7 protein-coding genes are annotated in these 14,200 nt (G+C 63.8%); all 7 read right to left on the reverse strand.

Translation table 11 applies throughout. The annotated features are described in order from the left end of the window. Positions 1–5: 5 nt before the first annotated feature. Positions 6–1,136, reverse strand: coding sequence for a type I-E CRISPR-associated protein Cas7/Cse4/CasC (cas7e, locus tag BcFMB_RS00655; RefSeq protein WP_099720739.1), 1,131 nt, complete (start codon positions 1,134–1,136; stop codon positions 6–8). An 85-nt stretch (positions 1,137–1,221) separates the two neighbouring features. Beyond that, the gene (gene casB, locus BcFMB_RS00660) at positions 1,222–1,857 is read right to left on the reverse strand and encodes a type I-E CRISPR-associated protein Cse2/CasB (RefSeq protein ID WP_157774983.1); all 636 of its coding nucleotides are present in this window, start codon (positions 1,855–1,857) and stop codon (positions 1,222–1,224) included. Continuing rightward, positions 1,847–3,571: a type I-E CRISPR-associated protein Cse1/CasA gene (casA, locus tag BcFMB_RS00665; protein ID WP_157774985.1), complete on the reverse strand. Its 1,725-nt coding sequence runs from the start codon at positions 3,569–3,571 to the stop codon at positions 1,847–1,849. The genes casB and casA overlap by 11 nt, the downstream gene beginning before the upstream one ends. A 55-nt stretch (positions 3,572–3,626) precedes the next feature. Next, positions 3,627–6,563, reverse strand: a complete 2,937-nt coding sequence (cas3, locus tag BcFMB_RS00670; protein ID WP_232513814.1) for a CRISPR-associated helicase Cas3' — start codon at positions 6,561–6,563, stop codon at positions 3,627–3,629. 540 nt (positions 6,564–7,103) lie between these two features. Then, a complete protein-coding gene (locus tag BcFMB_RS09780; protein WP_232513815.1) occupies positions 7,104–7,253 on the reverse strand; it encodes a hypothetical protein in 150 nt (49 codons plus the stop codon). Positions 7,254–7,564: 311 nt separating this feature from the next. Beyond that, positions 7,565–8,836 (reverse strand): glutamate-cysteine ligase family protein, encoded by a 1,272-nt coding sequence (locus tag BcFMB_RS00680; RefSeq protein ID WP_099720743.1) that lies wholly within the window; start codon positions 8,834–8,836, stop codon positions 7,565–7,567. A gap of 114 nt (positions 8,837–8,950) precedes the next feature. After that, the gene (locus BcFMB_RS00685; protein ID WP_232513816.1) at positions 8,951–13,723 is read right to left on the reverse strand and encodes an acyl-CoA dehydratase activase-related protein; all 4,773 of its coding nucleotides are present in this window, start codon (positions 13,721–13,723) and stop codon (positions 8,951–8,953) included. Between the last annotated feature and the right edge of the window lie 477 nt (positions 13,724–14,200).

The raw sequence follows: 14,200 nt of genomic DNA on the forward strand, positions 1-14,200 counted from the left end.
CGACCTCACCCTTCGAACGATTCGGTGAGATACTGCTTAAGCTGGTTGTGCAGCTCAGGAAGCGTGACGACGTCGCCGAGCTCACCGACCGTCTTCGCCAGATCGCCGACGCCCATGACCCACGCGTGCGCCGGCGTCTGCCCGTACGCGTTCTGCAGTTCGCGCAGATGGTCGCTCAGTCGTGCTGCGGCCTGTTCAGTGATCGAGACGTCGTCCTTCGGATACACGGGCTTCTCAAAGGCGTCGACGGCGTTGATCGGCTGGTCATCGCGGATCATCGCCACGCAAACGCTCGGCAGCGTGCGGTTGGCGAAGGTGTTCTGCTTGCCGGTGGGCATCGAACGGACGAAGGCCTCGACGAAGGCGACGACGCCTTGGACGGTGGCGGCGTCATCCCCCAGCTGCTTATGCAGCGAGTCGATGTTCACGTTGGCGTAGCGGTACAGCGTCGAGGAATTGAAGCCCACCGTGTCCAGCATCGCCGCACCCGCGTTGTCGTCGGACGCGCAGTCGTCGATCGCCGTGAAGTAGTCGTATTCCGGCGTGATCTGATCGACGGAGATCGCATGCGCGACCTGCGACGAGGCGTCCGTGTTCAGCGCCGGCGCGTCGGCGAGCATGCGGCCGAACAGCGCGATGTCGATGGCCTGCTTGCCGTGGAACGCGGCCTGCGCTTCGGCCTTCATCTCCTTCGTCGGCTTATCGATCGGCTGTTCGTCGTCCGCCCACTGAATCGCGAGGTCGGCGAGCGCCTGAATTTCCGAATGGGCGATGAAGATGAGGTAGCTCGTGGCGTCACGTCCCGCGTCGGAGCCGCTGCGCTTAGATTCCTTGATTTCCACGCCGATCGCGCCGAGCACGGCCTTCGCGAGCGCCTCCGCGTCCGAGGCGAGGTCGGGGCGCTTCTCGTCAATGGCGTCGGCGATGAGCGATGCAGCCATCTTGGTGCGCACGCCGAGTTCGTCCGAATTGAGCATCGTCGGGAACATTTCGCGCATCGCGCGCTTCCAGGATTGGCTGGAGACGCGTGCGCGCAGCTTGCCGCCGTAGCGGCTCACCTTGGGGTTGCCGGTGTCGTCGCGGTTGATGTTGCTTGCGGGCACGTTCTGGATAACGTACAGATCGAGATAGGACATGGTGATCACTCCTCTGTTTCCTGTTTCCTGTTTATTGGTTATTTGTTGATTGTTGTGTGTTTGTTGATTGTTGGTTGTCGCTTGGTCATCGCGCCTGACGTGCCGTCTTGTTCGGCGCTGGGCGATAGTAGAAGTCGCAGCTCCAGCGTTGGAACACCTGATCGGCGTATTCGGGGATCTGCAGCAGGTAGAGATCCTGCGCGAACTGCCGATAGTCGAGGCTGATGTTGCGCTTGGAGGCGCGCATGAGCATGATGAGCGCCCGCAGGAACCATACGACGCCGTCGAAGGTCGGCGCGCTTTCGGCGGCGCTCAGGCGTCGCACGACGCCTTTGGCCGCGTCGTCGTCCATGGGCGCCCCCGTGTCCGCCACGATGCGCCTGCATGCGGCGCCGAAGGATATGGAGCGCGTTTCCTGCGTGTCGGTCTGTGCGACGGGGGTCGTCTTCGACTGCTGGTGGAGCGCATACAACCCCAGCGCCGTGCTCACGGCGGCGACGGCGCGCGGGTTGCGGCCGGGGTCGCCCAATGATTCGGTCGGCCAGTCGCCGTACAGATCGTTGCCGATGTCCATCCAGTTCGTTCCCCTGCCGTCGATATCGGCGCGCAACCTCGCCAACGTCGCCCTTGCAGCGGGGTTTTCTGCAAGGAATCCCCGCTGCAGCGCGATGATTTTCCCGTTGACGTAACGACCGATTGCCGCGGTCATGTCACTGGTCATTGTCGTCTCCTTCCGTCTTGTTGTTTTCCGATGTCGTTTCGGGGGTTGCGATGATGCCGAGCGTGGCATTCAGCGCACCCCGCAATTCGAGAAGAGCCCTGCCCGACGTCATGATGCCACCCTTGCCGTTCCTGCCGTCAGGCATGTGCGCGCCGAAAGCCTGCGCCGGCGATTGGTCGAGGTATCGCTGCGCCATCGTCAGCAACGCCCGATGCACGTCGTCCCGCCACTGTTTTCCGTAGCGTTCCGCATCCTGACTCTTATCGAACCGTGCGATACGGTCACGGAACATCGCGTCCATCTGCGCGTAGGCGGATTCAATCACATCGTATCTGGCCGCCTGGGAGGCCGTGCACTGACCGGCCGCGGTGTGCAGATTCCGTACGAAGTCAGCGAGCGCCCTGATGGCCTTGTCGGTCCTGTCGATGACGTCCAGCAGCACCTTCACACCGTCGTAGTCATCGCGGAACATCACGGATGCGATGCGCAGCGAATCGTCGATGCTGGCGTCGAACACCGAGCTCTGTGTGCCGTACGCCATGCCTTGCGCGTGCAGCGTCACGCATCCGAACAGATGGTCGTCAGAATGCCAGCCCGCATAATGCTGCATCTCCCCGAGCCATGCGATCACGCCGGGGCGCAGTTCACGATGGCGTTCCTCGGAGGCCTGCAAGATCGGGGCCAGTCCGCGCCACAGATTCCGGCTCGGGTCGTAGGTGCGTGGCATCAAAGGCTCGCTGCCGGCGCTTCTGCCCAGTTTCTTCGCCTGGTTCGGGCTCAGATACCATGCGGTCATCTGCTCGTCGCCGTTGTTGTCATAGGCGTGCACGATGTTTCCGTAGCAGACCACGCATCCGATGATTCGGGTGCGTTCCTCGTCTGCGATGAGACGGACGCGGCGCGACTGCAGCGTCAGCGCGTCCACGACGCCGTGGAAACGTCCTTGGATCACCATGTCGGGTGTCGGTGCTTCGTCCTTGCGCCATGGCGCCTCGTCGCCCGGCCTGCCCAGCAGCACATCGTCGTCGTCGCCGCTCGAAGGATCGTACAGCACCCAGTTGAGCACGAGGGTCTGGAACAGGTTGTCCCCTTCGACGAAGATGCCTCCGATGGCGCCGAGCCATCCGGTGCCGACGGCGCCTTTCGGCGCATAGACCTTGTTGTTCGTCACTTGGGTGTTGCCCACGACCGGCGATTTGATGCCCGCGGTGTCGTACGCCTGAATGAACGCCAACCATCGCGCCGCCTCGGCGAAGGACACCGCATCGATGCCGTCGCCCGAACGCATCGTGAACAAGGCGCGTTCGGCCTTCGGCACGTCGGCGATGAGCACGTCGAGCGGATCGAGGTCCTTCGCCGTGTACTGCAGATCGGGCGTCTGGAAGAACGGCTTGCTTGCATCTAGCAGGTCGAAGCGGTCTTCGTAGCGGGACAGGTAGGCGTCGATGCGCGCCATGTCGAACCCATCGCCTTCCCATACCTCCATCCACAGGTCGCTCATCTCCTCGCATGTGCCCCGTCGATCCGCATACGCCTCGTACAACACCGCCAGCGCGATGCGCAGTATCGGCATGACCTGCTGCGGGATGTCGCCGGTGATGCCCCTGAGTTCCGTCGCCTGCGCGAACAGTTCGCGCAACGACAGTTCCACCGACTTGCCGTCAGCGGACACGCATGGAATCCACGGGTCGCTGATCAGATTGAAATGGTCCACGATTTCTCCTTTCTTTTTTGTTGTGTTGATATTTATTGCATTGATTGATTGTTCGTCATCGGGATTCGTCGTCTTTGGCTGCGACGCCGACGCTCAGACCCTCCCTTCTCGTGTAGGTGATGTTCCATCGGTCGACGCACGTCGTGTACGTCGCGCGCTCGGCGGTCTCGTCGTCGGACGCGCCGTCCTGCTCCACTACGAGCACAAGGCGTCCGGCAAGCCACGGCGACTCCTGCCATTGCGCAACGACCTGTTCGCATTGCCGTTCCAACGCGTCGATCAACGCGTCGATCGCCCATCCCCGGCACATCTTCGCCGGCAGGCGCACCGATGAGCGGCTGACCGTTCTGGCGACGGCCGCCCCCGGGACCGTTGCGGTGGGGATGGAGGTCCCGCGAGGGACGCCATGCGCCTCGTCGCCGATCCACGGCAGCAGGCGAATGTCGTCGCCGCATCGACGCACGAGCATGACCTCTATGGTCTCCTGCGTGTCGCGCACGGCTCGATTGCCCGCATCATCGCCGACCGTGGCTGCATCATCGGCTTGCAAATCAAAGAAGTCCATCAGCGATGCGTGCCTGCCGCGCATCGAACGCAGCGACTTCATCAGATAGGTCTGGGCGCGTTGACGCCGTTCGTCCTCGTCTTGGTCCCGTTCGACGACCGCCTCGTCGTAGACGTCCATCCAATGCCTCGGCATCAACGCGCGAATCAGCGTCGGCTCGTACGCGGTGCGCACGGTGCGCGCGATGTCCTGCGGCAGATGCGCGGCGCATGTTGCATCCTCACCGGTCAATCCCAGCACGGCGAACGTCTCCATAAGCGATGCGCGCGCATACACCGCATCGACGTACTGCACGAAGGACGGCCCCTGTGTCGTCCACTCCCCGACGCCGCGCACATAGCACACCGCCCGGCGCAACGATTCGGGGCGGTCGCACTGACCGTCGCCACGCATATGCCGATGCACGCGTCCGACACGTTGCATCAGCAGATCGATCGGCGCGATGTCGCTGACCATGACATCGAAATCGATGTCCAACGATTGTTCGAGCACCTGCGTGCCGATGACGATGAGCCGATGTGGACGTTGTCCGTTCGCGACCGTCGACTGCGGCCCGAGTAGCCGACGCAGCCGTTCCTCGTTGGTCATGCGGTCCTCGTCGACGAACCGCGAATGGGTGAGGATGACGTCGTCGGCGCCGAAGCGCGCGGAGGCGCACCGTGCGAGCGCCTGCGCCCTGTCCACCGTGTCGCAGACCACGCCGGCGCAGCCACCATCGACGAGCAGTCGATCGAGCATCGCCACGACGGCGTCGTCATCGTCATCGGCGATACGGAACTCCACGTCGATGCGTCGCGCCGACGGACGCACGTCCCGCTGACGGACCTCGCCGGCGTCGGTGTAGGTGATGAGCGGATAGGCCTCGTCGACGTCGCGCGCCTCCTCGACGTCACCGTCAGCGACGTCGGCGGGAGCGGCGCCGTAGCGACCCTGCATGTATGCGTCGACAAAGGACCGGCGGATGGCGCGCGGCAACGTCGCGGACAGCATGACGACCGGCGTATGGAAACCGCCGAGCCATTCGAGGACGCGCCTGAGATACTCCTGCATGTAGGAGTCGTAGGCGTGGCATTCGTCGATGACGACGACCTTGTTCGCGAGCGCCAGCTGCCTGAGCATCACGTGTTTGATGCGCAGCGCCCCCATGAGCACCTGGTCCACCGTGCATACGACAAAGTTCGCCAGCACGCCTTTCTTGCGTCCTCGCAGCCATTCGGAGACGATCGTCTCGGCGGCGGCGCGTTCCTCGAATCCGTTGCCGCCGTCGCCGTCGTCGATGGAGGACAGTCTCATGTTCGACGTGCGGATGATATCGGAGAATTCCTGATTGAGCTGCGCTTTGCCGTGCGCAAGCCAGATGCTTTTCTCGCTGCCGCCGTCCTCCTGCGGCAGCGCGTCGAGCCATGCGCGCACACGGCCGAACATCGCGTCGGTCGTCGCCATCGTGGGCAATGCGACGCAGACGCCTCCACGTCCGGTGCGCATGCCGAGGATCTCTGCTGCGGCGAGCGCCGCTTCGGTCTTGCCTTCGCCCATCGGCGCTTCGATGATGAACAATCCGGGATCGTCCGTTTCGGCGCACAGTCGGACGATGTCCTGTTGGATGGGCCGTGGCCGGGCTCCTGCAGGAAGATGGAAACGTGCCGCGTAGAACGCGTCGACGTCGTCCACGCCGTTTGGCGTCTGGCCGCCGGCGTTCCATGCCGGCGGCAGATGCACCCGGCGCCATCCGCGTTCCGCCCGTCGTTGCAGTTCCGTTTCGGTGCTGATGCCGTCCGCTCCGCCGTGCGCGGCGGCCAGTACCGGCACGAGCGGAAACATGCCGTCGTCGCTGTTGCTGGCGATCCAGTCGGCCATGATGACGATCGCGGTGATCAGCACCTGCGACTGCGCGCTGAGCCGATGGCGGCCGAGCCAGTCGAACAGCGCATCGTCGATGCCGGCGATGTCGACGACGTAGGCGATGAGTTCGTGCTGCACGGCGGACCATGCGGCCTCGTCCGCTCCGATGCGCCGTCTCGTGATGCCGCTGCAACGCGCATCACGAAGCGCCTTATGCGTCAGGGGTGTGCCGTGATGCGATCCCACGATGCTTGCATAGCCTTCGCAGGCGAGTGGCTTCCAATGATGGGCTGTGGCGAGGTATCGGTCCAGCAGAAACGCGCCGGCCACCGGATGGGTCGGCGTGGCGTGGTCGTCCATCGCGGGAATCGTCAGTCCGGCGTCGCGCGCCATCCACGACATCGACGCCCCATCCCCGTAGCGAATTGGCTTGTCCTGGAAAACAGGCGTCGCCTTGCCGAGATCATGGATGCCGGCGAGGAACATGACGATCCGCTTCGCGACGTCCTCGCGCCCCTCCACATCACCCGCGATGATCGCACGCGTCCCCTCGGGAAGCCAGTCGTCCCAGATATGCGCCGCCACACGCGCCGAATCTGACATGTGCGCATACAGCGGCAGCCATTCCTCGCCGTCCCCCCCTGTCCGTTTTTCCCCAGATCGTGCGCGCAGCTGATGAAAGCCGCGTGTCGCCAGTCGTTGAATGGCGTCCCTCTCTCATTGTCCCCACCCCTTTGGTTGTCATCGCCTATGATGGTCACCAAGCGTAGCGCGTCATGTCTAGCTACAACCAGCCCAATCTCACGATGTGGACATTAAAATCATTAACCATTCTAGGTTCCTATTCTACTGTCCTATGAATCAGCGACACCCGTTCGATTTCTGGTACGCTCGTTCGTGTCGGCGCCTTCCCCATTCCATTCCGGCCCATGCTGACAGCCGCCGTGGGGATGATCCGCTAGAGTGGTTCATGCGAGCGTGTTCCCCGCCCATGCGGGGCTTATATGCGGCACAGGCGCCGACATATCCCCCTGCCCTCCCACAGCCACGATCGATGTGGAGACGACCTGATCTTCTTCAACTAGTCAGGGGAATCCATCCCAACACCTACGGGAACAAATGCATTCATAGCGACATCGTCACCATTTCGATCGGATATTCATGCACACGGATTCCCAACACGGCGAACACGCGACGCGCATCACGCAAATTCGCCAGTCCGCGCGCATACAATGACCGCACCACCGATACGCTGACTTGCGCTTCCTCAGCCACCTGCTCCTCACTCAGACGGCGACCGTCGATTATCTCACGCACGCGTCATGCCACGGCCTGCGGAGTCGGCAGATAATCCACGTGCGCCACCGACGCACGAGGCATATCGTCATACGCCGTCACGTCATCGTATCGACTCAAATCCAACGTCGTATGCATCGCGCGTCTCCTTCCTGATTGGGTCGAGCATTATCCGCTGTGATTTTATCATTCCGTTTACGCCATTTACGACTGCGACGGCGGCAACATAATTCGCGATGTCCGCAAACTTCCGTATATCAACGATCGATATGGAAAGCAGCCGCGCTCGCTTATCTCTGCCGCACCTCCGACCATTTCGCATCCCCCGGCACATCCTCGCGTGTGTCCTCCACGCCGAGCACCTGCGCCCAGTACTCCATCGGCCGGTCGTATGGTTTCGCATCTTCCCCGCGCGACTGCAGCACGGCCTTCGCGGCATGCACATCCTCACCGGTCAGGCCGCTGAAATACGATTCAAGACGCCCGCGGCGCTCCGAGTCGTAGAACAGGTCGCCTACGATCTGCGTGAGCCGTTCGGCGCGCTCCACCGGCAGTGAATCCCAGTGCCGCATCTCGATGAAGTTCTTCAGGCGCACATCGTTGAAATGCGTCGAGAGCACATGGTTGACCTCGTAGGCGTTGAGCTCGCGGTCCGGGTAGACGTCGGCCGCATTCGAGCAGAACGCCGCGAACTCGAGTTCGTGCTCCGGGCGTCCTTTGCATTCCGGCGTATGCGTCAGGTCGGCGAACATCAGCGGCGTGCTGAGCACGTCCGCCGCGTAGTCCTCCCAGCTGAAGCGTTCATCGTAGAGTCCCGGCGTCACGTTCGTGCGCTGCACGTCGAGATAGTCCCACATCCGCTGTCGGCACAACGGCCACGGGTTGCGCTCTCCTTCGAAATACGGGGTGTTGCGGAAGAACCATGCGAGGATCGGACCGATCGCGGTGCCGAGCCGCATCTTCGCGATCGCGTCGCGTTCGCTCGTGTAGTCGATGCTCACCTGCGTCGACGCCGACGCGCGCATCATGCACGGGCCGAACTGTCCGATGCGTCCCAGATACTCATTCATCGCCGCGTAGCGTCGCTTCGGGTTGAGCGGGATGTCCGCGAACGATGTCTTCGGCTGGTAGCCGTAGTTGACGAGGCGGAAACCGAGTTCGTCGAGGATCGGCTGCGCCTCCTCGATGAACCGTCCGTGCAGTGCAAGCAGTTCTTCCGGCTTGCGCAGGATGCCGATTGACGTTTCGATCTGGCCGCCGGGTTCGAGCGAGACGGCGAGTCCCTCACGTCCCAGTCCGACCAGATGGTCGTCCTGCCAGTATTCCTGGTCGGCGTCATAATATGGCCGCAGGCGGCGCAGCAGCTCCTCGACGCCGTTCGGCTCCCCGTAGGTGACGGCCGTGTCGTCGGCGTTGTGCACCGGCAGATGCTCGATCTCGACGCCGAAGCCCCCGGTTCCCGGCGCGGAGCATCCCTGTTCGAAGAAGCGGACAAGGCTGCGCACATGCTTCGGATTCGGCTGGACGAGCAGATGCGCGTATGAGACTCGTGGTGTTGTCATAAGTGCCCATAGTAACGTGCATCCGCGGGGACACGGCGGCGCCGTTCTAGGAAATCTCAATAATCAGTCCAAAACCGGCCATCTGACGCCGACGGGCGGCGAAGCGCCCGCCCGTCAGCGACGCGCCGCCTTTTTCGCCGCCGCGATCATCAGCTTGATGCGGTTGAGCTGGTTCGCTTCGCTCGCGCCCGGGTCGTAGTCGATTGAGACGATGTTCGCCTCCGGGTACATCCTGCGGATCTTGCCGAACATGCCGCGGCCGGTCACATGGTTGGGCAGGCATGCGAAGGGCTGCGCGCAGATGACGTTCGGGCAGCCGGATTCGATGAGTTCGACGATTTCGCCGCTCAGCAGCCATCCTTCGCCGGCCTGCACGCCGATCGACGTGACGGTCGCCGCCTTCTTCACGAGCTCGCCCATCGGCAGGTCCTTCTCGAACTTGCCGCCGCTTGCGTCGAGCGCGTCGTGCACCGGCTTCATGTAGGCGTGGATGACGCCCTTGAACGCGCCCATCAGCGCTTTGTTGCGTCCCATGCCGATGTTGTGCTCGTTCCAGTCGTTGATGTACGGGCGCATCGTCATGAAGTCGATGATGCCCGGCACGACGGCTTCACAGTCCTGCGATTCGATGACGTCGACGACGTGGTTGTTCGCGTCCGGATGGTATTTGACGAGGATCTCGCCGACGACGCCGACGCGCACCTTGCGTGGCACGTCGCGCAGCGGCAACGCGTCGAAGCTGCGCACGATTCCCTTGACGAGCGCGGCGTAGCTCCAGTGGCCGCGTCCGTAGAGCATCTTCGCAGTCCTCGAGTTGCCATGGTTGAGTAATGTCTCGCGCACGATTGTGTTCCAGCGTTCGTACAGCCGGTTCGCGCTGCCGGGACGCTGCTCGTACGGGCGCACGCGGTAGAGGCATTTCATCAGCAGATCGCCGATGATGAGCGCCTTCGCCGCGCGGTGCAGCAGCGGCACCGTCGGCGTGAATCCGGGATTGTCGACGAATCCCTGCGTCGAGATCGCGAGCACCGGGATCTGCGGGTAGCCGGCGTCAATCAACGCCTTGCGAATCAGGCCGTAGTAGTTCGTCGCCCTGCACATGCCGCCGGTCTGCGAGATCGCGAGCGCCGTCGTGTCCGGATCGTAGCGTCCTGATTTGATGGCTTCGACGAGTTGGCCGACCGTCATGATCGCCGGGTAGCAGGCGTCGTTGTTGACGTATTTGAGTCCGGTTTCGACGTCGGTCTTGTCGGCGTGGGTGAGCACGTCGAATTTGTAGCCGCTGGCGCGTACGGCAGCTTCGACGAGGCTGAAGTGGATGGGGCTCATCTGCGGTGCGACGATCGTGTGGGTCTTGCGCATCGCCTTCGTGAACGGCACGTGCTGCGCGTAGTTGCTCATTGTGGCTTTCTGCGTGCGTGTGTGACGACTGCCGTCGCCGTCGCGCGCGCCGAGGATCGCGTCGAGCATCGCCTGTCGTCCGGCTGTCGGCGCCATTGTGCCGGTCTTGCGGAACGTCGATGTCGGCTGCGTGGGCGTCGTCGATGTCGATGTCGATGTCGTCGATGTCGTCGTCGCGGCGTTCACGTCGGCGGCGGCTGCGTGTGTGCCGCGGCTGCTTTCGCGTTCCTCGACGGCGGCCTTGAGCGAGCGCAGTCGTATCTTGGCGGCGCCGAGGTTGCTCACTTCGTCGATCTTGAGCATCGTGTACACGTCGGCCTTGTCGGCGAGGATCTCGGCGACCTGGTCGGTCGTGATCGCGTCGAGGCCGCAGCCGAAGGAGTTGAGCTGCACGAGTTCGAGTCCCGGCCAGTGGGCGACGAAGTCGGCGGCCTTGTACAGGCGCGCGTGGTATGCCCACTGGTTCATGACGCGTAGCGGCAGTTTCGTGACCTTGCGGTCGTCGACGTGGCGGAAGCCGGCGGCGTCGTGCCTGTGCGGGTCGCTTTCGCCGTCGGCGAGGTATGCGGTCAGGTCGAGCTTGTCGTCGGGGTTCAGCCAGCTGACGGAGTCCTCGGAGAGGACGACCATGCCGAGCGAGCAGATCGTTTCGGGGATGCCGTGGTTGATTTCGGGGTCGACGTGGTAGGGACGGCCGGCGAGGACGATGCCGCGGCAGTCGTGTTCCTTCATGTAGGCGAGCGCGCGCAGTCCTTCCATCTGCACGTCGTGTTTGAAGACCTTGTCTTCGGCGTAGGCGGCGGCGACGGCCAGTTCGGCCTCGTCGCGCGTGACGCCGGCCCAGGCGAACTCCTCGACGATGCGGTCGACCATCAGGTCGTGTTTGGACAGGTTGAAGTACGGTTTCATGAACCGTATGCCGTCCTCGCGCAGTGCCGCCATGTTCGCGGCGATGACGACCGGATAGTTGGCGACGATCGGGCAGTTGAAATGGTTGTCCGATTCGGGAACGAGGTCGTCCTCGAAGCTCACGCACGGGTAGAAGATCGTCTTGATGCCTTTGTTGAGCAGCCATGTGATGTGGCCGTGGACGAGTTTCGCCGGGTAGCAGATGTTCTCGGACGCGATCGATTCGATGCCCGTCTCGAACAGTTCGTGGTTGCTGCGGCCGGAGATGACGACCTTGAAGCCGAGCGACGTGAGCAGTGTGAACCAGAACGGGTAGTTCTCGTACATGTTGAGCACGCGTGGGATGCCGATTTCGCCGCGCGTCGCCTTCTTGTCGGTCAGGCGCCGGTAGGCGAAGGCGCGCTTGTATTTGTAGTCGTAGAGGTTCGGGCGGTCGCTGCGTTTGCGTTTCGCGTCGCCGCCGCGTTCGCAGCGGTTGCCGGTCACGTAGCGCGAACCGTCGTGGAACGTCGTGATCGTCAGCTTGCAGTGGTTCTGGCACAGCTTGCACACGTCGCGTTCGGTCGTCATCGACAGTTCGTCGAGCGCGTCGCCGGACAGGATGCTCGAGACGGTGTGTTCGGCGCCGGCGATGACAGCGACGTGCGCGGCGGCGGTGTCGCCGTCGGTGTCGTCGGCGACGTCGTCGTAGTGCATGCGCGCGGTCAACGCGGCGCCGTATGCGCCCATCAGACCGGCGATGTTCGGCCGCGTCACCTCGCGTTCGGTCAGTAGTTCGAAGGCGCGCAGCACGGCGTCGTTGAGGAACGTGCCGCCCTGCACGACGACGTTGTCACCGAGCTCGCCCGAGTCGCGCAGTTTGATGACCTTGTACAGCGCGTTGCGCACGACCGAATAGCACAGGCCGGCGGCGATGTCCTCGATGCTCGCGCCTTCCTTCTGCGCCTGCTTCACGCTCGAGTTCATGAACACGGTGCAACGCGAGCCGAGGTCGACCGGATGCGTCGAGTTCAGCGCGGCCTGCGTGAACTCCTCGATCGACAGTCCCATCGACTGCGCGAAGGTCTGCAGGAATGAGCCGCAGCCGGATGAGCAGGCCTCGTTGACGGCGATCGAATCGATGACGCCGTCATTGATCGCGAGGTACTTCATGTCCTGTCCGCCGATGTCGATGACGGCGGTGACGCCCGGGCACGTCATCTCGGCGCCGCGGTAGTGCGCCATCGTCTCGACGACGCCCTCGTCCAGATGCAGGCCGGTCGTGATCAGGCCTTCGCCATAGCCGGTCGCGCAGCTGCGCGCGATCCACGCGTCCGTCGGAAGTTCGCTTTGGATGCGACGCACGATGTCGATCGCGGCGGTCAACGGCGAACCGTCGTTCGTCGCATACGAACTCCAGACGATCTCACGGTCGTCGTTGACAAGCGTCGCCTTGATCGTCGTCGAACCGGCGTCGATGCCGAGGAAATGCGGTCCGTGCGCGCCGTCGAGCGTGCCGACGTGCACATGTTCGCGATGATGGCGGGCGTCGAAGGCCTCGCGGTCCTGCGCGCTCGCGAACAGCGGCGGCATCGTCGCCGTGTTCGCGCCCAGATTGCTCAGGTCGGCGAGCGCGGCGATGATCGCGTCGAGCGTGCGCGGCGGATAGTCGTCGGCATGTTCGATCTGGTCGGGTTCGCCGGCGGTGAGCGCGGCGCCGTACGCGACGTACAGGTGGGCGTCCTTGGGCGTGACGAATTCGTCGACCTTGCCGTCGAGCGCACGGCGGAACGCCTCGCGCAGCTCGGACATGAAGAACAGCGGGCCGCCGAGGAAGACGACGGTGCCGTGGATCGGGCGGCCGGCGGCGAGGCCCGCAATCGTCTGCGTGGCGACGGCGGTGAAGATCGAGGCGGCGAGGTCGGGTTTAGCGGCGCCGTCGTTGATGAGCGGCTGCAGGTCGGTCTTCGCGAAGACACCGCAGCGCGACGCGATCGGATACAGGTTCTCGTAATGCTTCGCCATCTCGTTGAGGCCGGCCGCGTCGGTGTCCAGCAGCGTCGACATCTGGTCGATGAACGCGCCGGTGCCGCCGGCGCACGAACCGTTCATGCGCTGTTCGGGCGTGGGCTTGAGGTAGGTGATCTTCGCGTCCTCGCCGCCCAGCTCGATGATGACGTCGGCCTGCGGGATCCGCTCGTCGATCGCACGCGTCTCGGCGATGACCTCCTGGACGAAGGGCACATGGATCGCGTCGGCGAGCGCGAGACCGCCGGAGCCGGTGATCGCCAGACGCACCGGCTCGTCGGCGCGGCCCAGTTCGGCGAGGCGTGCGCGCACGTCGCGCAACAGCTCCTCCATCGTGGCGCGCACATTCGCGTGGTGGCGGCGGTAGTCGGCGAACAGCGGTGCGTCGAACGCGTTGGAATTGTCGAGGACGACGGCTTTGACGGTCGTCGAGCCGATGTCGAGGCCGATGCGCGGCACGGAAGGCTCCGGACGCGCCCCGGTCGCGGATGCGAACTGCGATGCGGCCGGCGGCGTGTGCCTCCCCCTCGTTGCATCGTCGTTCGGCATCTGCTCCTTCGGATGAACCATCGTTACCTCACTCGCTCATGGTGCCCGGCAATGGCGGAATTGCGCCGCTGCCGCAGTGGACGTCCGACTTCGCGCCCCTGCAGGATCTGCATAGGGCAATCACCCCAGCATAGTCAGGCCTCGGTACGTTCGTCGCGGTGCGCGCAGGGCCGGTTCGGGGCGCCGCATACGTGTGCAACGCCCCTTTGCGGATGTATCTGCGCTGAGGGAGAGCGTCTTCTCGGCATTGGGTGAGTATCCGCGGTTTTCGGCGTTGGAACCATGCGGTTCCCGGGGCGCATACTCGCCATATTCGCACATGTTGCTCTCCCTCAGCGCAGATACATGCCGGCAGGGGCCGTCGATGGCCCTGCATGCCGGCAATTCCATGCCGATGGCCAAGCGGCGCTGCTAGAATCACCGGTATCGCGCAGCCGGGCATCACGCAGGGTGGCGGACAGGCACGCTACCCGACGCGGAGACGCCGGGCGATGGCGC

The sequence above is a fragment of the Bifidobacterium choerinum genome (assembly GCF_002761235.1).
In the GTDB taxonomy this organism is placed as follows: domain Bacteria; phylum Actinomycetota; class Actinomycetes; order Actinomycetales; family Bifidobacteriaceae; genus Bifidobacterium; species Bifidobacterium choerinum.

Coding starts and splice junctions, on each gene's coding strand:
- cas7e (WP_099720739.1), bottom strand. CDS start 1,136: ATGTCCTATCTCGATCTGTACGTTATCCAGAACGTGCCCGCAAGCAAC.
- casB (WP_157774983.1), bottom strand. CDS start 1,857: ATGACCAGTGACATGACCGCGGCAATCGGTCGTTACGTCAACGGGAAA.
- BcFMB_RS00680 (WP_099720743.1), bottom strand. CDS start 8,836: ATGACAACACCACGAGTCTCATACGCGCATCTGCTCGTCCAGCCGAAT.
- BcFMB_RS00685 (WP_232513816.1), bottom strand. CDS start 13,723: ATGGTTCATCCGAAGGAGCAGATGCCGAACGACGATGCAACGAGGGGG.